The sequence below is a fragment of the Chloroflexota bacterium genome (assembly GCA_038040195.1).
Classification (GTDB): Bacteria; Chloroflexota; Limnocylindria; order QHBO01; family QHBO01; genus DASTEQ01.
Genome location: JBBPIR010000003.1, coordinates 1 through 19,994, shown reverse-complemented (window position 1 = coordinate 19,994; position 19,994 = coordinate 1). Strand labels below are relative to the sequence as shown.

29 protein-coding genes and 3 pseudogenes are annotated in these 19,994 nt (G+C 69.2%); all 32 read right to left on the bottom strand.

Features of this window, described 5'->3' with window-relative positions; translation table 11 throughout:
* Positions 1-381, bottom strand: coding sequence for a holo-ACP synthase (gene acpS, locus AABM41_05500; GenBank protein ID MEK6191766.1), 381 nt, complete (start codon positions 379-381; stop codon positions 1-3).
* Positions 382-402: 21 nt separating this feature from the next.
* Positions 403-2,232: a glutamine--fructose-6-phosphate transaminase (isomerizing) gene (gene glmS, locus AABM41_05495; GenBank protein MEK6191765.1), complete on the bottom strand. Its 1,830-nt coding sequence runs from the start codon at positions 2,230-2,232 to the stop codon at positions 403-405.
* Between the two features lie 19 nt (positions 2,233-2,251).
* Positions 2,252-3,583: a phosphoglucosamine mutase gene (glmM, locus tag AABM41_05490; protein ID MEK6191764.1), complete on the bottom strand. Its 1,332-nt coding sequence runs from the start codon at positions 3,581-3,583 to the stop codon at positions 2,252-2,254.
* An 18-nt stretch (positions 3,584-3,601) separates the two neighbouring features.
* Positions 3,602-4,813 carry a CdaR family protein gene (locus AABM41_05485; protein ID MEK6191763.1) on the bottom strand — a complete coding sequence of 404 codons (1,212 nt, stop codon included), beginning with the start codon at positions 4,811-4,813 and terminating at the stop codon, positions 3,602-3,604.
* Positions 4,813-5,826, bottom strand: coding sequence for a diadenylate cyclase CdaA (gene cdaA, locus AABM41_05480; GenBank protein MEK6191762.1), 1,014 nt, complete (start codon positions 5,824-5,826; stop codon positions 4,813-4,815). Before cdaA ends, AABM41_05485 begins: the two co-directional genes overlap by 1 nt.
* Before the next feature lie 84 nt (positions 5,827-5,910).
* Complete coding sequence (rpsI, locus tag AABM41_05475) at positions 5,911-6,303, bottom strand: 30S ribosomal protein S9 (protein ID MEK6191761.1); 393 nt, start codon at positions 6,301-6,303, stop codon at positions 5,911-5,913.
* Complete coding sequence (rplM, locus tag AABM41_05470; GenBank protein MEK6191760.1) at positions 6,300-6,746, bottom strand: 50S ribosomal protein L13; 447 nt, start codon at positions 6,744-6,746, stop codon at positions 6,300-6,302. Before rplM ends, rpsI begins: the two co-directional genes overlap by 4 nt.
* Positions 6,743-7,528: a tRNA pseudouridine(38-40) synthase TruA gene (truA, locus tag AABM41_05465; GenBank protein MEK6191759.1), complete on the bottom strand. Its 786-nt coding sequence runs from the start codon at positions 7,526-7,528 to the stop codon at positions 6,743-6,745. Before truA ends, rplM begins: the two co-directional genes overlap by 4 nt.
* 34 nt (positions 7,529-7,562) lie before the next feature.
* On the bottom strand, positions 7,563-7,916 hold the full coding sequence (gene rplQ, locus AABM41_05460; protein ID MEK6191758.1) for a 50S ribosomal protein L17: 354 nt from the start codon (positions 7,914-7,916) through the stop codon (positions 7,563-7,565).
* A 9-nt stretch (positions 7,917-7,925) separates the two neighbouring features.
* Positions 7,926-8,939: a DNA-directed RNA polymerase subunit alpha gene (locus tag AABM41_05455; protein ID MEK6191757.1), complete on the bottom strand. Its 1,014-nt coding sequence runs from the start codon at positions 8,937-8,939 to the stop codon at positions 7,926-7,928.
* 15 nt (positions 8,940-8,954) lie between these two features.
* A complete protein-coding gene (gene rpsD / locus AABM41_05450; GenBank protein ID MEK6191756.1) occupies positions 8,955-9,581 on the bottom strand; it encodes a 30S ribosomal protein S4 in 627 nt (208 codons plus the stop codon).
* Positions 9,582-9,585: 4 nt separating this feature from the next.
* Positions 9,586-9,981: a 30S ribosomal protein S11 gene (gene rpsK / locus AABM41_05445; GenBank protein ID MEK6191755.1), complete on the bottom strand. Its 396-nt coding sequence runs from the start codon at positions 9,979-9,981 to the stop codon at positions 9,586-9,588.
* 9 nt (positions 9,982-9,990) lie between these two features.
* Positions 9,991-10,362, bottom strand: coding sequence for a 30S ribosomal protein S13 (gene rpsM / locus AABM41_05440; protein ID MEK6191754.1), 372 nt, complete (start codon positions 10,360-10,362; stop codon positions 9,991-9,993).
* A 13-nt stretch (positions 10,363-10,375) separates the two neighbouring features.
* Positions 10,376-10,489 carry a 50S ribosomal protein L36 gene (gene rpmJ, locus AABM41_05435; protein ID MEK6191753.1) on the bottom strand — a complete coding sequence of 38 codons (114 nt, stop codon included), beginning with the start codon at positions 10,487-10,489 and terminating at the stop codon, positions 10,376-10,378.
* Positions 10,486-10,704, bottom strand: coding sequence for a translation initiation factor IF-1 (infA, locus tag AABM41_05430; GenBank protein MEK6191752.1), 219 nt, complete (start codon positions 10,702-10,704; stop codon positions 10,486-10,488). Before infA ends, rpmJ begins: the two co-directional genes overlap by 4 nt.
* A gap of 129 nt (positions 10,705-10,833) precedes the next feature.
* Positions 10,834-11,628 (bottom strand): type I methionyl aminopeptidase, encoded by a 795-nt coding sequence (gene map, locus AABM41_05425; GenBank protein MEK6191751.1) that lies wholly within the window; start codon positions 11,626-11,628, stop codon positions 10,834-10,836.
* Complete coding sequence (locus tag AABM41_05420) at positions 11,628-12,281, bottom strand: nucleoside monophosphate kinase (GenBank protein MEK6191750.1); 654 nt, start codon at positions 12,279-12,281, stop codon at positions 11,628-11,630. Before AABM41_05420 ends, map begins: the two co-directional genes overlap by 1 nt.
* Positions 12,281-13,564, bottom strand: coding sequence for a preprotein translocase subunit SecY (secY, locus tag AABM41_05415; protein MEK6191749.1), 1,284 nt, complete (start codon positions 13,562-13,564; stop codon positions 12,281-12,283). The genes AABM41_05420 and secY overlap by 1 nt, the downstream gene beginning before the upstream one ends.
* Positions 13,561-14,310 carry a 50S ribosomal protein L15 gene (rplO, locus tag AABM41_05410; GenBank protein ID MEK6191748.1) on the bottom strand — a complete coding sequence of 250 codons (750 nt, stop codon included), beginning with the start codon at positions 14,308-14,310 and terminating at the stop codon, positions 13,561-13,563. The genes secY and rplO overlap by 4 nt, the downstream gene beginning before the upstream one ends.
* Positions 14,307-14,534, bottom strand: a complete 228-nt coding sequence (gene rpmD / locus AABM41_05405; protein MEK6191747.1) for a 50S ribosomal protein L30 — start codon at positions 14,532-14,534, stop codon at positions 14,307-14,309. The genes rplO and rpmD overlap by 4 nt, the downstream gene beginning before the upstream one ends.
* A gap of 79 nt (positions 14,535-14,613) precedes the next feature.
* Positions 14,614-15,111 (bottom strand): annotated as a pseudogene (gene rpsE, locus AABM41_05400) (30S ribosomal protein S5).
* Between the two features lie 12 nt (positions 15,112-15,123).
* Positions 15,124-15,483, bottom strand: coding sequence for a 50S ribosomal protein L18 (gene rplR, locus AABM41_05395; protein ID MEK6191746.1), 360 nt, complete (start codon positions 15,481-15,483; stop codon positions 15,124-15,126).
* A 2-nt stretch (positions 15,484-15,485) separates the two neighbouring features.
* A complete protein-coding gene (gene rplF / locus AABM41_05390; protein ID MEK6191745.1) occupies positions 15,486-16,037 on the bottom strand; it encodes a 50S ribosomal protein L6 in 552 nt (183 codons plus the stop codon).
* An 8-nt stretch (positions 16,038-16,045) separates the two neighbouring features.
* Positions 16,046-16,444, bottom strand: coding sequence for a 30S ribosomal protein S8 (rpsH, locus tag AABM41_05385; GenBank protein ID MEK6191744.1), 399 nt, complete (start codon positions 16,442-16,444; stop codon positions 16,046-16,048).
* Positions 16,445-16,446: 2 nt separating this feature from the next.
* Positions 16,447-16,632: a type Z 30S ribosomal protein S14 gene (locus AABM41_05380; protein MEK6191743.1), complete on the bottom strand. Its 186-nt coding sequence runs from the start codon at positions 16,630-16,632 to the stop codon at positions 16,447-16,449.
* Between the two features lie 18 nt (positions 16,633-16,650).
* Positions 16,651-17,193 carry a 50S ribosomal protein L5 gene (gene rplE / locus AABM41_05375; protein ID MEK6191742.1) on the bottom strand — a complete coding sequence of 181 codons (543 nt, stop codon included), beginning with the start codon at positions 17,191-17,193 and terminating at the stop codon, positions 16,651-16,653.
* A 185-nt stretch (positions 17,194-17,378) separates the two neighbouring features.
* Entirely contained in the window at positions 17,379-17,714 is a 336-nt protein-coding gene (gene rplX / locus AABM41_05370) for a 50S ribosomal protein L24 (protein MEK6191741.1), read from the bottom strand.
* Positions 17,714-18,082: a 50S ribosomal protein L14 gene (rplN, locus tag AABM41_05365; protein ID MEK6191740.1), complete on the bottom strand. Its 369-nt coding sequence runs from the start codon at positions 18,080-18,082 to the stop codon at positions 17,714-17,716. Before rplN ends, rplX begins: the two co-directional genes overlap by 1 nt.
* 125 nt (positions 18,083-18,207) lie before the next feature.
* Positions 18,208-18,444, bottom strand: a pseudogene (rpsQ, locus tag AABM41_05360) (30S ribosomal protein S17).
* On the bottom strand, positions 18,444-18,662 hold the full coding sequence (rpmC, locus tag AABM41_05355; GenBank protein ID MEK6191739.1) for a 50S ribosomal protein L29: 219 nt from the start codon (positions 18,660-18,662) through the stop codon (positions 18,444-18,446). The pseudogene rpsQ and the gene rpmC overlap by 1 nt, the downstream one beginning before the upstream one ends.
* Complete coding sequence (gene rplP / locus AABM41_05350; protein ID MEK6191738.1) at positions 18,649-19,077, bottom strand: 50S ribosomal protein L16; 429 nt, start codon at positions 19,075-19,077, stop codon at positions 18,649-18,651. The genes rpmC and rplP overlap by 14 nt, the downstream gene beginning before the upstream one ends.
* A gap of 428 nt (positions 19,078-19,505) precedes the next feature.
* Positions 19,506-19,994: pseudogene (rpsC, locus tag AABM41_05345) on the bottom strand (30S ribosomal protein S3).

Genomic DNA, 19,994 nt, shown 5'->3' with positions numbered 1-19,994 from the left:
CTACGCCTCGGCCGGCCGGTCCGCGATTGCGACGGCCACCGCCATCCGGCGTTCATGTGAGATCGACACGGTCACCTCACCGATCCCCAGTCGCGCCGCCCGGGCGGCAGCCCGGCCGTGGAGCAGGACCTGCGGCTGCCCGGCGAAGTTCGGAAGCACCTCGATCTCGCGCCACCCCACGCCGCGCACGCCAAGTCCCAGCACCTTGCTCACCGCCTCCTTGGCCGCCCAGCGGCCGGCGACGCGTTCCACCCGCTTGCCGCAGTATCGGTCCTCGCGGTCGGTCAGGACGCGCCGCCGAAAGCGTTGCGGGTGGCGGCGCAGGGTCTGGGCGATGCGATCGATGTCAATCAGGTCGACGCCCAGCTCGTGGCGGCTCATCGGGCGTCGCCCACCCGATCGTTACTCGACGGTGACCGACTTGGCCAGGTTGCGCGGCTGATCGACATCGGCACCGCGCGATACGGCCACCTCGTAGGCGAGCAGCTGGAGCGGGAGGATGGTGATCACCGGCGACAGCTCCTCGAGCGTCTCCGGGACGTAGATGACCTCGTCGGCGTACTGGCCGATCTCGTGATCGCCCTCGGTGGCGACGGCCACCACGGGGGCCTGCCGAGCGCGCGCCTCGGACACGTTGGATAGCACCTTTTCGTATACCGATCCCTTGATGACGATGGCGACCAGGGGCGTCGCGACGTCGAGGAGAGCAATCGGACCGTGCTTCAGCTCGCCGGCGGCATATCCCTCGGCGTGCACGTACGACAGCTCCTTGAGCTTGAGAGCGCCCTCCATCGCGATCGGAAAGCCGATCCCGCGCCCGATGTACATGACGTCCCGAACCTCCGACCAGCGGCGCGCGATGTCGCGCACCTGGGGTGCGCTGTCGAGGGCAGCCACCGCCGCACGCGGGAGCGCCCGGAGCCCCAGGCCGAAGGTCGTCAGCTGGGCCGGCGTCATCGTCCCGCGCAGCCGGGCCAGGTGGAGGGCGATCATCTGGAGCACGAGCACCTGGGTCACGAAGGCCTTGGTGGAGGCGACCCCGATCTCCGGCCCGGCCTGCAGATAGGCCGTGGCATGGCCGTCCCGGGTGAGGGCGCTGCCCACCACATTGGTCACCACCAGCACGGTGGCGCCCCGCTCTCGGGCCAGGCGGGTTGGGGCGATCGTGTCCGCCGTCTCGCCGGACTGGCTGATGGCGATCACGAGCGTGCGCTCGTCGATCGGGGGCGGGGCATACCGCATCTCGGAGCCGATGACCGAAACGGCTGGCACACCGGTCCACTGCTGGAGGAGGTACGCACCCACGTCACCGGCGTAGTGGGCGGTGCCGCATGCCACCAGGTAGATACGCTCTGCCAGGCGCAATTTCTCGTCGATGGCCTCCAGCTCCGGCAGCCGGATGACCCCACGCCCGTCGACCCGGCCGCGCAGCGCCTCCTGGATGGCATGCGGCTGCTCGTAGATCTCCTTGAGCGTGAAATGGGCAAAGCCGCCCTTCTCGGCGGCTTCCAGGTTCCAGGTGATGTCGGTGACCTCGCGGTCGAGCACCCCGCCGTCGAGGTCAACGATGCGGGTCCCGGTGGACGTCACCGCGGCAATGTCGCCCTCGTGGAGGATGATCATGCGCCGGGTGTGCTCCAGGATGGCCGGCACGTCGCTGGCCAGGAACCCCTCGCCCTCTCCCAGGCCGACGATGAGGGGCACGTTCATCCGGGCGCCCACGATGAGATCCGGATGATCGGTGTGCATGACGCCGATGGCGTACGCGCCACGCACTTCGCGCAGGGCCAGGCGCACGCCCTCGACCAGGTCGCCGGTGTAGCGCTCCTCGATGAGGTGGGCCAGCACTTCGGTGTCGGTCTCCGAGGTGAAGGCGTGACCGGCTCCGGCCAGCCGATCCCGGATCTCGGCGTAGTTCTCGATGATCCCGTTGTGGATGAGGGCCAGTTTGCCGGTGCAGTCGGCGTGGGGGTGCGCATTCAGGTCGGTCGGGGCCCCGTGGGTGGCCCAACGGGTGTGAGCGATGCCGGGGTGACCGGCCGGCGTGGTCCCGTTCAGGTGGTCGGTCAGGTTCTGGAGCTTGCCCGCGCGCTTCTCCACGAACACCGTCCCCTGTTCGGTCCGAATCGCGATGCCGGCTGAGTCGTAGCCGCGGTATTCGAGGCGGCGCAGGCCCTCGAGGAGAATCGGCGCCGCGTCACGCGGTCCCACGTAGCCGACGATCCCGCACATGGCTGCCTCCCGGGTCTGCCTAGTTCAACCGCGCGGTGGCCAGCTCGGCGAGCTCCCGGGCGATGGTGGCGATCTCTTCAGGTTCCTCACCCTCGACCATGATTCGCAGCTTCGGCTCGGTACCCGAGGAGCGGACGATGATCCGCCCCCGGCTGCCCAGCCGGGCGGTCGCCCGAGCCACCGCATCGGCGAAGAGCGGGTCGACCTGCCACTGGTCCTTGTGGCGGACGGCCGAGTTTATCATCACCTGCGGGAGCCTCGGAATTCGGGCGGCCAGCTCACCCAGGCTCGGACCCGTGGCCGACCTCAGGGCGGCGACGAGCTGAATGGCGGTCAGCAGCCCGTCCCCGGTGGACGCCAGGTCGCGGAAGATCACGTGACCCGACTGCTCTCCTCCGAGCATGGCCCCCGACCGTTCCATGGCCTCGACGATGTGCCGATCCCCCACCGGCGCGCGCAGGACGCGCCCGCCGGCCGCCTCCACCACGCGGACGAGGCCGTCATTGCTCATCACCGAGACGACCAGGGTCTTCTTGGCCAGGGTGCCCGCAGCAAGGCGCTCGAGGGCGCAGATCCCCATCACGCCGTCGCCATCGACCACCTCTCCGGCCTCGGTGACCGCGATCAGGCGGTCGGCGTCACCGTCGAAGGCAAACCCCAGGTCCAGGTCACCCGACCGAACCAGGCGCGCCAGGGCGGCGGGGTCGGTGGCGCCGCCACCCACATTGATGTTCGTGCCATCCGGTTCGCAATGGATGGTGGTCACGTGGGCACCGAGGGACTCGAACAACGCCGGGCCAAAGATGGAGGCGGACCCGTTGGCGGCGTCCACGCCGATCCGCAGCCCGGAAAGCAGGTCGCCCGCGGCGGCCGCCAGATGATCGCGGTAGACGTTGACGGCCGCAGGGTCGCGGTGAATGCGGCCCAGTCCCGCGTTTGTCGGTCCGGGTAGGGCCTCGGCCTGGAAGATGAGGTGCTCGAGTCGCTCCTCGGCCTCGTCGTCCATCTTCCGGCCACCCGAAACGACCTTCAGCCCGTTGTCGTCGGGCGGGTTGTGCGAGGCAGAGACCATGACCCCGGCCACGTGCTCGCCGGTCTCGGCCACGTACGCCAGGCAGGGAGTTGTGACCACGCCCAGGTCCAGGACATCGGTACCGACCGAAGTCAGGCCGGCGGCCAGCGCCGAGGCGAGCATCTCCCCCGACCGACGGGTGTCACGGCCCACCACCACGCTCCGACCGGCGCCGTCGACATAGTGGCCCAGGGCACGACCCAGGTCGTACGCCAGGTTCGGCGTCAGGTCGACATTGGCGACACCGCGGATCCCGTCGGTGCCGAAGAGACGGCCCATCCTGCTCCCGGCCGCCCGCTATGGACCGCCGGCGGTGAGCACCACCGTCAGCGGAGCCAGCGCCTGCACCAGGGAGATGCCCGCAGGCAAGGTCACGCTGGGCGTCACCTGGTGCGTGCCCTCGCCCAGGCCGGCCATGTTGAGGATCGGTGTGACCTGGGCCGGGGTGAGGGCGGCCACCGCGGCCCGGAGCCCGCTCACCGTGACCGGGATCTGGTCGGCCTGCGGCTGACACACCAGGCCCGACCCGACGTTCTGGCACACCGGCCCGACCAGGATGGTCCGGCTCGCCAGCTCGGGGTCGACGCTGACTGATACGGCCACCGTGGCTGCGGCGCCCTCAGCGAGGCGAGTCTGGTCGGGCAGGATGAGCGCGGCCTCCAGAACGTTGTCCCCGGTAACGGCCGTCATGTCGATCGGATCGGTCTGCACGCTGGTGATCCCGGTCAGGACGTCGGGCGGGCCGAACAGGGTCACCGCGGACGGTTCCACGGTGACGCCGGTCAGTGTCAAACCGGCCGGGGGCGTCCCCACCAGGTCCGGAGTGACCGGGACCGTCTTCGAGGTCTCGGCGGTGCTGACCTCGATCTCGACCGTCGCCGCAGCGGGCGAGAATTCGACCGCCCCCACCGGGTCCCCATCGGCGTCCACCGGGACCAGATCGACGAGCTCCGAGACGTCGATCCCCGACGAATCGATCCGGACCCGGGCCAGGGCCCGCGTGACGAGCCGCAGCCGGCTCTCCGGACCCTGCGCCTGGACCGTGGAGGGCATCACGGTCGCCACCCCGATCTCAAGCCCCGGCGGCACCTCACCGCGATCGACGACGACACGCACGGTCCGCACCGCCAAGCGATCCAGGATGACCGAGACTTCGACCGGGGCCACCTCCAGGACGACGACCTCGTCGTCGAGTGAGCGCACCTCGACCGGCACCCGCTGTGGCTCGCCGGCCTGGGTCATGTCGTAGGCCTCGAGATCGACCGTCGCGCTGAAGGTCGAGGTCGTGACGCCCCCGACGGCGCCGGCCGCGGCGCGGTAGCCGACGTCCACCGTGCCCAGCTCCCCGGTGAGCAGGTAGGTGTTCAGGGGCTGGTTGGTGGCTCGGATCGGGACTCCGGTCGCCTGCCGCTCGGTGAAGGACCCGGAGTACACGAGGCCCGCGTACAGCAGGATCGACAGCAGCAGGGCACCCAGCTTGAGGGGCCAGTTCCGCAGCAGCCAGGCCATCAGCCGCGACGCTCTCCGCTGGCCACCGGCTGAGTGGTCTCGGAGGCCTCGGTCGCCGGAGCCTCGGTCGCCGGAGCCTCGGTCGCCGGAGGCTCGGCCACCGGGGCGACCGACGGGACGACGCGGTCCTCGGGGTCGATGAGCGCGGCTGCCGGCTCATCCTCGGGCATGCCCCAGCGGCCCTCCAGGGTGCGACGCAGGAGGGGCATGGCCTGGCGCGGAGCCTGCGGCCGGATCAGGCTGAAGATCCGACGTCGGAGCCGATCCTCGCTCAGGTTGCGCTCGATCCGGCCGCGGACCACCAGCGAGATGGAGCCGGTCTCCTCGCTGACCACCACGATGAGCGCATCGGTCTGTTCACTGATCCCGATGGCCGCCCGGTGCCGGGTCCCGTAGCGCTCGCTGTCGAGGACGTTCTGGCTGAGTGGGAGGAGCACCCCGGCGGCGACGATCCGGTTGCCGGATATGACCACCGCCCCGTCATGGAGGGCAGTGCCGTGGTAGAAGATGGTGGCCAGCAACTCGGCATGCAGATCGGCGTTGATCGGCACCCCCGACTCGGCGGTGAGGTCGTGCAGGCCCGTGTCGCGCTCGATCACGATCAGCGCGCCGTGGCGCGACCCGGCCAGCAGCCGGGCCGCCCGCGAGACCTCGCGTGCGACGGCGTCGGCCGCCGACACCTCGGACGACACGAACAGCCGGTTCAGCGAGCCTATCCTTCCGATCTGCTCCAGGCCCCGTCGCAGCTCCGGCTGAAAGACGACCACCACCGCGAACAGGCCGACCACAGCACCGGCCTGGAGCAGGGTGGACAGGAGGGCAAGATCGAGCGCCTGGGCGGCGAGGTAGACGAGAGCGACGATCGACAGGCCGATGAGGATGCGTATCGCACGCGTGCCGCGGATCAGGACGAACAGCCAGTAGATCAGGATGGCGACGACGAGGATGTCGACGATCGAAAGCCACGTGCCGCGCAGGAACGTGTTCAGGAACTCGCTGATGCTCTCCGGCACGGTCAGACAGGCGCTCCGGTGCGGTCGGCCGCCAATGTTACCAAAGGCCTTCTCGGCAGCCTGAGATCGGCTCCCGGGCAGGAATCAGCGTTTCGTGTACTGGGGAGCCTTGCGCGCGCGCTTGAGGCCGTACTTCTTCCGCTCCTTGGCCCGCGGGTCGCGGGTCAGGAGGCCGGCGGCGCGGAGTGGCACCCGGAAGTCAGGGTGGCCGGCCAGCAGGGCGCGCGCGATGCCGTGGCGGATGGCGCCCACCTGGCCCGAGATACCGCCGCCGGCCACCAGGACCGTCGCGGCGTAGCGGCCGTCGGTCTCGGTCACCCGGAACGGGAGGTGCAGGACGGACACCGATGACTCGCCGCCGAAGTACTCCAGGGCCGGCTTGCCATTCACGATGATGCTGCCGTCGCCCGGCAGGAGGCGTACCCGGGCCACCGACGTCTTGCGCCGGCCGGTGCCGTACAGGTAGTTGACGCTCACGAGGCCTCCTGATCCTGGTCCTGGTCCGAACGGGGCCGCTGGGCCTCGTGCGGATGATCGGCTCCGGCATACACCTTCAGCTTGCGGAACATGGCCTTGCCGAGCCGATTCCGGGGCAGCATGCCCTGGATCGCCATCTCGACCGCGCGCTCGGGTTTGCGCGCCAACAGGTCGGCCAGGCTCTCCTCTCGCAAGCCACCCGGGTAGTTCGAGTGGCGGTAGTAGCGCTTCTGGCTCAGCTTGTTGCCAGTCACGCGGATGCGGGCGGCGTTGACCACGACCACGTGGTCGCCCGTGTCGAGGTGCGGCGACCAGGTGGGCTTGTGCTTGCCCGCCAGCAGGGTGGCGACGCGCGTGGCCAGTCGACCGAGCGGCTGATCGGTGGCGTCGATGAGCCACCAGCCTCGGTCGATCTCGCTGGCCTTGACCGCGTACGTCTTCATGTTTCCTTCGTTACTCCTGTGGTTCCGAAACTGATCCGCTCGAGAGTGAGCCCGCGCGTCGGCACGGCCCGCCCGTGGAGGGCCCGCTGTCGGACGTCGAGCATACGCTCCACGTCATCGGCCGCCATCTGGCCGCGTCCGACGGCCAGCAGAACCGCCACCAGGCTTCGCACCATGCGTCGCAGGAAGGCGTTGGCGGTCACCGTCACCTCGATCAACGTCCCGCGCCGCCGGATGCTGACCGCCACCAGGTGGCGGACCGTCCGACTTCGCGGGTCGCTGCCCAGGGCGGCGAAGTCCCGCTCCCCGATCATCCGCGCCGCGGCGTCGCGCATGGCGGCCACGTCGAGGCGGTCGGGTATCTCGAGCTCCCGATGCCGATCGGTCGGGCGGCGGTCGCCGTCCTCCCGGATCCGATAGCGGTACGTGCGTGCCACGGCCGCTCGCCGCGGGTCGAAATCCCGGGGAGCGGCGCGCAGAGCGCGGACCGCCACGTCCGGCGCCAGGGCCGCGTTCAGGAGTCGCCGCAGCTCCGCCCACCCCGGCCACTCCCGGCGGGAGGGGTCTGGCAGACAGAAGGCAATCACCTGTCCCGTGGCATGCACGCCAGCATCGGTGCGCCCGGCAAGGCGGACCGTGATCCGCTCGCCGGTCAGTTTGTTAAGGGCCTCCTCCAGCTCGCCCTGCACCGTCCGCTGCTGCGGCTGGCGCTGCGAGCCGGCGAATGCCGTCCCGTCGTACTCGATGAGCGCCCGGGCGCAGCGTTGCGCCGCGGGGACCATCGGGTCTTCGGTTATTCGGTCAGCCGAGCCCGCCTCACACGAGCTCGATCTGGACCATGGGGGCCGCATCGCCGGCGCGGGGTCCAAGACGCGTGATCCGCGTGAACCCCGACCCCCGCTCGGCGTACTTGGCCGCCAATTCACCCATCAGCTTCTCGATGATGAGCGGCTCATTGGGCAGCTTGGCCACCAGCTGCCGTCGCGCGGGCAGGTCGCCGCGCTTGGCGGTGACGATCAGGCGATCGACCATGCCCCGCACCTCCTTGGCCTTGGCCTCAGTCGTCTTCAGCCGCTCGTAGCGAAGCACCGCCACCGCCAGGTTGGCGAGCATGTGCTCGCGGTGGGCGGTCGGTCGGCTCAGCTTGCGGCCGGCGATGCGGTGCGGCATCGGTCTGGATCAGGCCTCCCGGTTCAGCTCGGCGGCGACGGCCTCGTCCAGCTCGGCGGCAGCCGGCAGGTCGCCCTCGTCCGCCATGGGGGCCCCGTCCTCGGGAGCGATGAACCCGCGGAGGGCGAGACGCTCCTTCAAGTCGTCGAGGCTCTTGCGGCCGAAGTTCCGCATCCGGAGCAGCTCGTCGTCACCCAGGGCCAGCAGCTGGCCGATCTTGGTGATGTTGTTCCGCTTCAGGCTGTTGTAGGCCCGCATGGGCAGGTCCAGCTCCTCGATCGGCGCATCGAGCAGGCTGGCCGCCAGCGGCGCCGGCACTTCGTCACCGGTGCCGGTGCTGGGCCGCCCGATATCGGCGAATCGGCTGAACTCGCGGACCAGGATCCCGGCCGCCTGGGCCAGGGCCGCCTGGGGGGTGGTGGTCCCGTCGGTCTCGATTTCCAGGCTGAGCTTGTCGAAGTTCGTCATCTGCCCAACCCGGGTGTTCTCGACAGAAAAGTTCACCCGTCGGACCGGCGAGAAGATGGCATCCACCGGGATGACGCCTATCGGCATCTCCTCGGTGTGCTCGGCCGCCCGGTACCCGACCCCGGTCTCGATTGTGAGATCCATCTCAATCGACCCGGCATCCGAATCCAGGGTCAGCAGCTCGAGCTCGGGGTTGACGATCTCGACGTCCGCCGACTCGGCGATGTCGCCCGCCGTCACGTGGCCGGCGCCGTGCTTCACAAGCTTCAGGTTCACCGGGTGCGGAGCGAACGAGCGAAGGCGGATCTTCTTCATGTTCAGCACGATCTGGGTCACGTCCTCCTTCACCGCCGGGAGGGTGCTGAACTCGTGATACACGTTCGCGATCTGGATGGACGTCACGGCCGCCCCCTCCAGCGAGGACAGCAGTACGCGGCGCAGCGCGTTGCCCAGCGTGACGCCGTAGCCGGCGGCCAGGGGCTGGATCTCGAAGCGGCCCGCGGCGCCGTGCGCCTCGACCTCTTCGATGCGCGGGGTGGACTCGGGTTCGATCATCAGCAAGGGGAACTCCTAGCGCGAGTAGTACTCGACGACAAGCTGCTCGTTGAACTCCGCGGGCATCTGCTCACGGGTGGGCTGGGCGATCACGGACCCGACCAGCTTGGTCGGATCCACGCTGACCCAGTCGGGGATCTGGGCCGCGCGCATGGTGTCGGGCGCGGCTTTGAAGAACGTTCGGCCCTGCCGCGTGTCACGGACCTCGATCCGGTCTCCGACCGAGGTTTGCTGACTGGGGGACTTGGTGGGCCGGCCGTTGATCTTGAAATGCCCGTGGTTCACCAGCTGTCGGGCCTGGGCCCGCGAGCTGGCGAAGCCCATCCGGTAGACCACGTTGTCGAGGCGCATCTCGAGCAGCCGCAGCAGGTTTTCGCCGGTCATGCCCCGTTGGCGCTCGGCGTCACGGAAGTAGTTCCGGAACTGCCGTTCGAGGACCGAATAGCTGCGCCGGACTCGCTGCTTCTCGCGCATCTGGAGCCCGAACTCGCTGACCTTCCGGCGCCGCATGGTGTTCATCCCGGGCGGCGTGCTCCGGCGTTCGAAGGAGCATTTCTTCGAGAAGCAGCGGCTGCCCTTCAGGAAGAGCTTGAGCCCCTCCCGGCGGCAGATGCGACAGACCGGATCCGTGTAGCGCGCCATGCGGCTAGACCCTCCGCCGCTTCGGCGGGCGTGAACCGTTGTGCGGGATGGGCGTCACGTCCGTGATGGCGGTGACCTCCAGGCCCGCGGCCTGGAGCGAGCGGATCGCCTGCTCGCGGCCGGCACCGGGGCCCTTCACGAAGACCTCCACCTGCCGCACCCCGTGCTCCATCGCCTTGCGGGCCGCCAGGTCCGCGGTCTGGGAGGCGGCGTACGGCGTGCTCTTGCGCGAGCCCTTGAAGCCGACCAGCCCGGCGCTGCCCCACGCGATCACCCCCCCGCTGGGATCGGTGATGGTCACGATGGTGTTGTTGAAGGTGGCCTGGATGTGCGCATGCCCAACCGGGACGTTCTTCTTCTCGCGTTTCTTGGCGCGCGTCGCCTTCTTTCGCTCAGCCATGGGACTCCGTTACTTCTTGCGGCGGACGCCGACGGTCCTGCGCGAGCCGCGGCGCTGTCGGGCGTTGGTCTTGGTCCGTTGCCCGCGGGAGGGCAGGTTGCGGCGATGCCGGACGCCGCGGTAGGCACCGATCTCCATCAGGCGCTTGATGTTCATGCTGACCTCGCGCCGGACGTCGCCCTCGACGCGGTATCGCTTGTCGATGATGTCGCGCACCCGCGTGACCTCATCCTCGGTCAGGTCCCGCACGCGCGTGTCCGGCGCGACGCCGGCTGCGGTGACCACCTTGGCCGCCGTTGCCGGACCAATGCCGTGGATGTAGGTCAACGACACGATGACCCGCTTCTCGCGGGGAATGTCCACGCCGGCGATACGCGCCATGCCGAAGCCTCCCCTAGCCCTGCCGCTGGCGGTGCTTGGGGATGCGGCAAATGACCAGCACCACGCCCGAGCGCCGAATCACCTTGCAGCGCTCGCAACGGGGCTTGACCGATGCACTGACTTTCATCGCATCCTGTACGTGATCCGACCTCGACTGAGGTCGTAGGGACTCAACTCGACGCGAACCGTATCGCCGGGCAGGATGCGGATGAAGTTCTTGCGGAGCTTCCCGGAGATGTGGGCCAGGACTTCGTGGCCGTTCTCAAGGCGCACCTTGAACATCGCGTTCGGCAAGGGGAGGATCACCTCGCCCTCGACCTCAATCGCATCCTTTTTCGGCAAACGCTACGCACCCTCGTTCGCGGCTTCAGCAGACTCGGTTGGGGGACACACGGAAAGGCCGCCGCACGCGGCGACCGGATCGAAAAGTATACAGCAGCCCCGCCGACGAGGGCAACGGCCATCCTCGTCTCATCCCGCACCTGGCCGCGCCGTCAGCCGCTCCGGCCCCGCGGCTCCGATCACGATCGTGTCCTCGAAATGCGCCGATGCCGACCCGTCGGCGGTCACGACCGTCCAGCCGTCGTCGAGCAGCCGCACGTCGTCTCCACCCAGGTTGAACATCGGCTCAATGGCCAGGCACAGGCCGACCTCAAGCCGCATCCCGGTCCCGCGTCGGCCGTAGTTCGGGACTTGGGGCTCCTCGTGCATGCTGGTCCCGATCCCGTGCCCCACGAACGGCCGCACGATCCCGTAGCCGTGTTGGTCCGCGACCGCCTCGATGGCGGCCCCGACATCGCCCAGACGGTTGCCGGCCACTGCGGCCGCGATCCCGGCCGTGAGCGCGTCTCGGGTGGCCTCCACCAGCTTCGCCGCGGCGGGGGTCACGTCGCCGACGGCGTAGGTGCGGGCACAGTCCGCATGCCAGCCCTCCCAGATGCAGCCCACGTCAAGGCCGATGAGGTCGCCATCCCGAATCCGGCGCCGGGCGGACGGGATGCCATGCACCACCTCGTCGTTGAGCGATGTGCAGATGATGCCTGGGAAGGGCGGATTCGACCCGTAGCCCTTGAACGACGAGACGGCTCCCGCCTCGCGGATGTGGTCGGCTGCCAGAGCGTCGAGCTCGGCGGTGGTCACGCCAGGCGCTAGCGCCGCCTCCAGCTGGTCGAGGAGCGCCACCAGGATCTGGCCCGCGTGCCGCATCCGGGCGACCTCCTCAGGCCGCTTGATGGTCGCGTTGGCGCGGCGCAGGGGAATGCCCATCAGGGCGCACGCTCCCCGTCCGTGGCGGCCAGGATGGCCGCGGTGACCGTCTCGACCGGCTGGCGGCCGTCGACCCGAGCCAGGAGCCCACGGCCGGCGTAGTACGCCACCACGTCATCTAGGGGACGCAGCTGCTCGCGCAGGCGGGCCCGGAACACCTCGGGCCGGTCGTCCTCGCGCTGGACGAGGGCCGTTCCGTCTCGGTCGCATACACCGGGCTGGCGCGGCGGGTCGTCGGTAAGGTGATACGGGGTGTCGCATTGCGGGCATACCCAGCGCCCGGCGACGCGGGCGACAAGGACGTCCTCGGGAACGTCGATCAGCACCGCTCGCGTGATCTCGGTGCGGTGCTCCGCCACGAGTGCGTCCAGTGCCTGGGCCTGGGCCAGGGTGCGCGGGAAGCCGTCGAACACGACGCCGGCCCGGGCCGCGGGACCGGCCAGCACCTCGGCAACCATCCGGATCGTGATCTCGTCAGGCACCAGCTCGCCGCGCCGCATGTAGCCACGGGCGACCTCGCCCAGCGGGGTGCCATCGCGCAGGGCACGTCGGAACAGGTCGCCGGTAGCGAGGTGAAGCAGGCCGCGCTCGCGCGCGATGATCGATGCCTGGGTGCCCTTGCCGGCGCCGACCGCGCCCAGCAGGACGAGCATCACCGGATGAAGCCCTCGTAATTGCGCATCAGCATCTGGGCCTCGAGTTGCTTCATGGTCTCGACCACCACCGCAACCACGATCAGGATGCTGGTCCCGCCCAGCTGGATCGCTTCAGTCCCCGGGATGAAGGCGGAGATGATGAGGGGCGTCACGGCGATGATCCCGAGGAATGTCGCGCCGCCCAGTGTGATCCGGTTCGCCACCCGAGACAGGAACTCCTCGGTCGGTCGACCGGGTCGGATGCCTGGGATGAAACCACCGTTCTTGCGCAGGAAGTCTGCTGTCTGGTCCGGTTTGAACTGGAACGCGGTGTAGAAGTAGGTGAAGAACACGACCAGCACGAAATACAGGATCCCGTACACGATCGGCGTCTGAGGGCTCAGCGTGGTGCTGATCCAGGCGGCGACATCGGCCACCACCTGGTTGCTGCTCGTGGTGAAGTACTGGGCGATCTGGGCCGGGAACAGCAGGATGCTGACCGCGAAGATGATCGGGATCACGCCGGCCATGGTCACCTTCATGGGCAGGTACTGGGTCTGACCCTGGTACATGCGCCGTCCACGCACGCGCGAGGCGTATTGGACCGGGATCCGGCGCTGGCCCTCGTTCACGAACACCACGGCCGCGATGATGATGACCGCGACCACGATGAAGGGCGCGATCCGGAGGATCCCGTCGGGGGCGGTGATGATCGGCCCCGCCTGGTCCGGCAGGCGGCCGACGATGCCGGCGAAGATGATGAAGCTGATGCCGTTGCCCAGCCCGCGCTCGCTGATCAGCTCGCCGAGCCACATCAGGAGGATCGTCCCCGAGGTCCAGGCAATGAGCAGCGAGAACGTCTCGAAGCTGAAGAACGGCGATATCGGGATGACGCCGGCGTTCTGGAGGAGGACCGAGAAGCCGAAGCCCTGGGCCGCCGCCAGCGGCACCGTCAGGTAGCGGCTGTACTGCTGGAGCCGGTTGCGCCCGTACTCCCCTTCCCGCGCCAGATCTCCCAGGCGCGGGATGACCCCCTGCATGAGCTGCATGATGATGCTGGCGTTGATGTAAGGGTTCAGGCCGAGACCAATGATCGAGGCGGTGGCCAGGCCGCCGCCGGAGAAGATGTCGAGCAGCGCCAGGAGCTGGTTTGACGCGAATAGCTCGGCAAGGCGCGCCTGGTCGACGTTGGGCACCGGGACCGCGGTCAGGATCCTGAAGATGAGCAGGATGAAGACCGTGAACAGGATCTTGCGCCGGATGTCCGGCGCCTGGAGAGCGGTGACGACCGACTGAATCACGCCTTCGCGCCCTCGCCGTCGGCCTCCCCGGTTTCGGGCCCTTCGTCATCCGGAGCGGTGGTGGTGGAATCGGTCGCGTCGGTGACTGAGGCATCCGTCGCGTCGCTGACGGGGGCATCGGTCGCGTCGTCCGCAACCGCTGCTGCGGCCGCTCCTGCGCGGGCGCCTGTCCCCTGGCCCTTGCGCTTGCTCCGGCGCTTGCCCCTGGCTCGCGCGCGAGTTTCCGCCGCGGCCGCGGCTTCGGCCAGGGCCTGGGCTTCGGCGGCCTCGTCCACCGGCGCTCCATCGGGCCAGCTGATGCGCTGGGCGGTGGATCCGGCGGCAGCCAGCTTGTCGAGGGCAGCCCGGGAGAACGCGTGGGCATGGATGGTCACGCCCTTCGGGGCGTCGCCGGCGCCAAGGATCTTGACCGGGAGAGCCCGGGTCTTCGAGCGGCGGACCAGCCCGCCATGAGCCAGCACATCGGGCGTGATCAGGGTGCCCGCCTCAGCCTCGACCAGGCGGCCGATATTCACCGCCGCGTAGGCGACCCGCCCGCGGTTGCGGAAGCCATGGAGCTTGGGCGTGCGGATATGGATCGGAGTCTGGCCGCCTTCGAACCAGGGTGGGATGGACCCGCCGGCGCGCGACTTCTGGCCCTTGGTGCCGCGACCGGCCGTCTTGCCCTTGCCCGAGCCATGGCCCCGTCCCACCCGCCGGGCAGGCGTGTGTGATCCGGTGGCCGGCTGGAGGTCGTGCAGCTTCAAGTCGTCTCCTCCGGCTTGGCCGGGTCGATGACGTCGACCAGGAAGGCGACTCGGCGCAGCATGCCGCGCGTCTGCGGCGTGTCCGGGACCTCGACGCTGTGGTGCAGGCGGCGGAGTCCCAGCGCCCGGATGGTGCCCCGCGCCTCGGCCCGGTGGCCGATGGTGGAGCGGATCCACGTCACGCGCAGGGTGGCCGGCGGATCCGCCGAGCGCTTAGCGGCCACGCGGGCCTCCGCCCAGCATGGGCGGCGCCGGCCGCTCGACGTAGATATGCGGCTGGCGCGCCGCTTCGGCTGCGCGCTTGCCGAGCAGCTCCTCGGCGGTTTTGCCGCGGCGTGCCGCGATATCGTCCGCCGTTTGCAGGTTGGCCAGACAGTCGAGCGTGGCTCGCACGACGTTGACCGGATTCGTGCTGCCCATCGTCTTCGAGAGCAGGTCGCGGATGCCGGCGACCTCCACGACGGCACGGACCGAGCCTCCCGCGATGACGCCGGTGCCGGCGGTTGCGGGTCGAAGCAAGACCCGCGTCGCCCCGAATTCGCGCAGGACGTCGTGCGGGATGGTGCTGCCCACCAAAGGCACCCGGATGAGGTGTTTCTTCGCGTCCTCGACGCCCTTGCGGATGGCCTCCGGCACCTCACCGGCCTTTCCCAGACCGCCGCCCACGACGCCGCGGCCGTCACCCACGACCACGACTGCACTGAAGCTGAAGCGGCGGCCACCCTTGACCACTTTGGCCACCCGGTTGATCTGGACGACCTTTTCTTCGAGGGTCAGCTTGGTGGGATCGATACGTGCCATATGTACTCCGCTCTACAGTTCGAGGCCGCCCTGGCGGGCGCCCTCGGCGAGCGAGCGAACCCGCCCGTGATACCGATAGCCTCCCCGATCGAGGACGACCTGGGTGACGCCGGCCTGGCGCGCCCGCTCAGCGACCGCGCGGCCCACCGCCTCGGCGACGGCAACCTTGCCGGTTCCGGCGCCGAGCGACGGCTCGCGGCTCGAGGCCGCGGCCAATGTCCGGCCGGTGGTGTCGTCAATGACCTGGGCATAGATGAAGCGGGAGCTGCGGAAGACGCTGAGCCGCGGGCGCTCGGTGCTGCCCGTCACGCGCAGTCGGAGGCGGGCGTGTCGCTTGCGCCGCAGCTCGTCGCGGGATGACTTCTTGATCATGGTTACGCGGCTCCCCCGACCTTGCCCGTCTTGCCGGCCTTGCGTCGGATCTGCTCCCCGGCGTAATGGATGCCCTTGCCCTTGTAGGGCTCGGGCTTGCGCTTGGCGCGAATGGCCGCTGCCACCTGACCGACCAGCTCCCGATCGGGGCCGCTCACCGACAGCCGGGTGGGGGTCTCGACGGTGAAGCGAATGCCCTCCGGAGGCGGAAACTCGACCGGGTGCGAGAACCCCAGCGCCAGGACCAGGGTCTCGCCCTGGAGCTGGGCGCGGTACCCCACGCCGCTGATCTCGAGGACCTTGGTGAATCCCGCGGTCACCCCGGTGACCATGTTGGCGACCAGCGATCGGGTCAGCCCATGCAGGGCCCGATGGCGCGGCTCATCGGACGGGCGGACGATACGGAGGACGCCGTCATCGTGAACGACGGCCATCTCGGGGTGGACGTCCCGCTCCAACGTGCCCAGCGGGCCGGTCACGCTCAGGTGCTGACCGTCGAGGGTGACCTCGACACCATCGGGGATGGGAATGGGCAGGCGCCCGATTCGCGACATGCGGCTCCTTACCAGACGTAACACAGCACCTCGCCGCCGAGATTCAGCTTCCGGGCCGACTGCCCGGTCATGATCCCGTGGGAGGTGGAAAGGATGGCCACGCCCAGGCCGCCCAGGACGCGGGGAATCTCGGTCTTGCGCGCGTAGACGCGCAGTCCCGGCTTGCTGATGCGCTTAAGACCGGTCACCACCGGCGTGCGGCCCTCGACGTACTTGAGGGTCAGGACCAGGTGATCATGGCCGTCGTCGACCCGAGCCTCGAACGAGGCGATGAACCCCTCCTCGACCAGGATGCGAGCGATCTCGGTCTTCACGCGCGACGCGGGCAGGACGACCTCGCCGTGATGGGCGAGGCTCGCGTTGCGGACGCGGGTCAGCATGTCGGCAATCGGATCGGTCATGTTCATGGCTACCAGCTCGATTTCATGACCCCCGGCAGCAGGCCGTCGAGGGCACGCTCCCGGAAGCAGATGCGACACAGCGCGAAGCGCCGCATGTAGGCCCGCGGACGCCCGCACACCGTGCAGCGGTTGTGCTGGCGCACGGCGAACCGCGGCTTGCGCTGGGATTTGGCAATCATCGATTTCTTGGCCACGTTCGAATCGTCCTCAGGTCAGTTGGCGGCGAATGGCATGCCCAGCAGGGCGAGGAGGCGACGGCCTTCCTCGTCGTTGCGGGCGGTGGTCACGATGCTGATCTCGAGGCCCCGCAGGCGGTCGATCTTGTCGTAGTCGATCTCCGGATACATCAGCTGCTCGCGGAGCCCCAGGCTGAAGTTGCCCCGCCCGTCGAAGGATCCGGGAGACACGCCGCGGAAGTCACGAATGCGCGGGAGGGCCAGCCGCAGGGTCCGCTCCACGAAGTCGTACATCCGTTGCCCACGGAGCGTGACTTTGGCCCCGACCGGCATTCCCGCCCGGAGCCGGAACTGGGCGATCGACTTGGTGGCGCGGGTCACGATCGGCTTCTGGCCGGTGATCGTGGCCAGGTCCCCGACGGCGGCGTCGATGGCCTTCGCATTCTGGATGGCCTCGCCCAGGCCGATGTTGACCACGACCTTCTCCAGGCGCGGGACCTGCATCGGGTTGGCGTACCGGAACTCGCGGATCAGGGCCGGCACCACCTCGTCGCGGTAACGCAGGCGGAGGCCCACCAGCTCGCCCCCATTGGCAGCCCGCCGCTGCTTCGGAGGCGCTTCTGGCGCGGTGGCGGACCGCTTGGCGGCCGACGTCGCGGCGGCCTTGCGCGGCGCAGGCGCTTTGCGCGGCGCAGCTGCCTTCTTGGCTGCCTTCTTGGCTGCCGGCTTGGCGGGCTTGCGCGGCGCGGCGGTTGGTTCGTCGCTCACGCGGTCACCTCCAGCTGCTCCCCGCAGTGCTTGCAGACGCGCACCCGGGTCTTGTGCTGGTCATCCAGCCGCGCATGGCCGATGCGGGTCGGCTTGTCGCAGTTGGGGCACACGACCATGACATTGCTGATCTGGACCGGCATGGGCAGGTCAATGATCCCCGCTGTCTGCGTGCGGCCCCTCTGTGCGCGCTGGTGTCGCTTGGCCATGTTGATGCCGGGAATGACCACGGCCAGGCCGCGCCGCGTGCGCTCGACACGCTCGACCTTGCCGCGCTTGCCACGGTCCTTGCCGGCCATGACCAGCACCGTGTCGCCCTTCCGAACGGCCATCACAGCACCTCCGGCGCGAGCGAGATGATCTTCATGTAGTTCCGCTCTCGAAGCTCGCGCGCCACCGGACCGAAGATACGGGTCCCACGCGGGTTGCCCTGCGGGGTGATGAGGACTGCCGCATTCTCGTCGAAGCGAATATGGCTCCCGTCGGGGCGGCCGTAGCCCTTCTTGGTGCGGACGATGACCGCGCGGACGACCTCGCCCTTCTTCACGCCGGAGTTGGGCAGGGCCTGCTTGACGCTGGCCACGATGACGTCACCCACGGACGCCGTCTCGCTCGTTGAGCGGCCCACGACCGTGATGCACATCAGCTCGCGTGCGCCCGTGTTGTCGGCGACCCGGAGCCGGGTCTGGCGTCGGATCATGCCGGATCGGCCTCGCTGACCGCCGCCTTCGACTCCGGCCCCGACTCGGCCACGGGCTCCGGCTCGAGGTTGAGGATCGCCTCATCGGCCATCGGTCCGGAAGCCATCTCGGCTGCCCCGTGGCCCAGGATCTCGACCAGCCGCCAGCGCTTGTCGCGTGACAGCGGCCGGCTCTCTTCGATGCGCACGCTGTCCCCCACCCGCGCCGCGTTCTCCTCGTCGTGGGCCTTGAACTTCGTGGAGCGCCGGATCACGCGCTTGTAGATCGGATGGCGCTGCAGACGCTCGACGCTGACGACCACCGTCTTGTCCATCTTGTCGGACACCACGCGCCCGACCTTGGTCCGTCGCTTGCCGGCCATTACGCGGACTCCTGGCTGGCGGGTGTCGCCGCGCGCTGGCGCTCGGTCATTACGGTGAGGATCCGTGCGATCCGCTGCCGGGTGGCCGGCAGGCGGCTGTGGTTCTTCTCCTGGCGAGTGGCCAGGTCGAACCGGATCTTCCAGAGCTCGAGCTTGGCATCGACCAGGGCCGCAGCAAGATCCTGGTCACTGAGAGCGCGAACCTCACTGATGTCCATGTTCGACGCCCTCCTTGATGACGAACTTGGTGGAGATCGGCAGCTTGTGACTGGCCAGCCGCATCGCCTCGCGGGCGATCGTTTCCGGCACACCGGACATCTCGAACATGATCCGGCCCGGCTTCACGACGGCGACCCAGTGGTCCGGCGCCCCCTTGCCCGATCCCATGCGGACCTCGGCCGGCTTCTTGGTGACCGGCTTGTCGGGGAAGACCCGAATCCAGACACGGCCGCCACGCTTGATGTGGTGGGTCATCGCACGTCGGGCAGCCTCGATCTGGCGGCTGGTCAGCCAGCACACCTCTTCGGCCATCAGGCCGTATTCGCCGAAGGACACAGTGGTGCCGCCCTTGGCCAGCCCTCCGCGGCGTCCGCGCTGGACCTTGCGATGCTTGACGCGCTTCGGCAGCAGCATGACTAGTCCTTCGCCTTGCTCTTGCTTGGGGTCTCAGGTTCGACCGATGCCGGCTCGGTCTCCGTGACGGCCTCGGCTTCGGCGGCGGCCTCAACCACGGGCTCGGCCTCCGGCTCGACGGCAGCCTTCGGCTCGACGGCGGCCTTCGGCTCGACGGCAGCCTTCGGCTCGACGGCGGCCTTCGGCTCGACGGCAGCCTTCGGCTCGACGGCGGCCTTCGGCTCGACGGCGGCCTCAACCGCGGACTCGTCCACGGCCACCGATTCGGCGACCTCTTCCACCGGCGCGGCGACCGCCACCGTCGCGTCGGCCGTCTCGGCCTCCTCGACAGGAGTGGCTCCGGTCCGCGTCCGACGGGCCGGCCGGCCACGGGTCGCGGGGCGTGGGGCCTCCCGCGGCTCGGTGCGGGCCGAACCCGGGAGATCAGCCAGCGTCTCGCCGCGGTAGATCCAGACCTTGACCCCGATCCGGCCGTAGGTCGTGTGGGCATGAACGACGCCGTAGCTGATGTCCGCGCGCAACGTGCCGAGCGGGATGCGACCTTCCTTGTCCCACTCCCGACGGGACATCTCCGTCCCGCCCAGGCGCCCGGAGACCTGGATCTTCACGCCCTTGGCGCCGGCCTTGATCGTGCGCTGAACGCCCTGCTTGACCGCCTTGCGGAAGGCGATCCGGCGCTCGAGCTGGCCGGCGATGCTCTGGGCCACCAGGACGGCGTCCAGTTCCGGCTGCAGGACCTCCTTGATCTCGAGCTTGACCTTCTTTTCGGTCAGCTTGCCGACGGACGTGCGCAGCAGCTCGACGTTGGCGCCGCCCTTGCCGATCACGATCCCCGGCTTGGCGGTGTGGACCGTGACGGTCACGTGGTTGATGCCGCGCTCGATCTCGACCTGGCTCACGCTGGCGTTGGCCAGCTG

Coding starts and splice junctions, on each gene's coding strand:
- rplM (MEK6191760.1), bottom strand. CDS start 6,746: ATGAAGACGTACGCGGTCAAGGCCAGCGAGATCGACCGAGGCTGGTGG.
- rplP (MEK6191738.1), bottom strand. CDS start 19,077: ATGCTGCTGCCGAAGCGCGTCAAGCATCGCAAGGTCCAGCGCGGACGC.
- rplX (MEK6191741.1), bottom strand. CDS start 17,714: ATGGCCGTTCGGAAGGGCGACACGGTGCTGGTCATGGCCGGCAAGGAC.
- map (MEK6191751.1), bottom strand. CDS start 11,628: ATGGGCATTCCCCTGCGCCGCGCCAACGCGACCATCAAGCGGCCTGAG.
- rplF (MEK6191745.1), bottom strand. CDS start 16,037: ATGTCGCGAATCGGGCGCCTGCCCATTCCCATCCCCGATGGTGTCGAG.
- AABM41_05485 (MEK6191763.1), bottom strand. CDS start 4,813: ATGGCCTGGCTGCTGCGGAACTGGCCCCTCAAGCTGGGTGCCCTGCTG.
- rplN (MEK6191740.1), bottom strand. CDS start 18,082: ATGATCCGACGCCAGACCCGGCTCCGGGTCGCCGACAACACGGGCGCA.
- rpmC (MEK6191739.1), bottom strand. CDS start 18,662: ATGGACATCAGTGAGGTTCGCGCTCTCAGTGACCAGGATCTTGCTGCG.
- truA (MEK6191759.1), bottom strand. CDS start 7,528: ATGGTCCCCGCGGCGCAACGCTGCGCCCGGGCGCTCATCGAGTACGAC.
- rpmJ (MEK6191753.1), bottom strand. CDS start 10,489: ATGAAAGTCAGTGCATCGGTCAAGCCCCGTTGCGAGCGCTGCAAGGTG.
- rplQ (MEK6191758.1), bottom strand. CDS start 7,916: ATGCCGCACCGCATCGCCGGCCGCAAGCTGAGCCGACCGACCGCCCAC.
- rpsM (MEK6191754.1), bottom strand. CDS start 10,362: ATGGCGCGTATCGCCGGCGTGGACATTCCCCGCGAGAAGCGGGTCATC.
- glmS (MEK6191765.1), bottom strand. CDS start 2,232: ATGTGCGGGATCGTCGGCTACGTGGGACCGCGTGACGCGGCGCCGATT.
- rpsD (MEK6191756.1), bottom strand. CDS start 9,581: ATGGCGCGCTACACGGATCCGGTCTGTCGCATCTGCCGCCGGGAGGGG.
- acpS (MEK6191766.1), bottom strand. CDS start 381: ATGAGCCGCCACGAGCTGGGCGTCGACCTGATTGACATCGATCGCATC.
- AABM41_05455 (MEK6191757.1), bottom strand. CDS start 8,939: ATGATCGAACCCGAGTCCACCCCGCGCATCGAAGAGGTCGAGGCGCAC.
- rpsH (MEK6191744.1), bottom strand. CDS start 16,444: ATGAACATGACCGATCCGATTGCCGACATGCTGACCCGCGTCCGCAAC.
- glmM (MEK6191764.1), bottom strand. CDS start 3,583: ATGGGCCGTCTCTTCGGCACCGACGGGATCCGCGGTGTCGCCAATGTC.
- rpsK (MEK6191755.1), bottom strand. CDS start 9,981: ATGGCTGAGCGAAAGAAGGCGACGCGCGCCAAGAAACGCGAGAAGAAG.
- rplR (MEK6191746.1), bottom strand. CDS start 15,483: ATGATCAAGAAGTCATCCCGCGACGAGCTGCGGCGCAAGCGACACGCC.
- AABM41_05420 (MEK6191750.1), bottom strand. CDS start 12,281: ATGCTCGTCCTGCTGGGCGCGGTCGGCGCCGGCAAGGGCACCCAGGCA.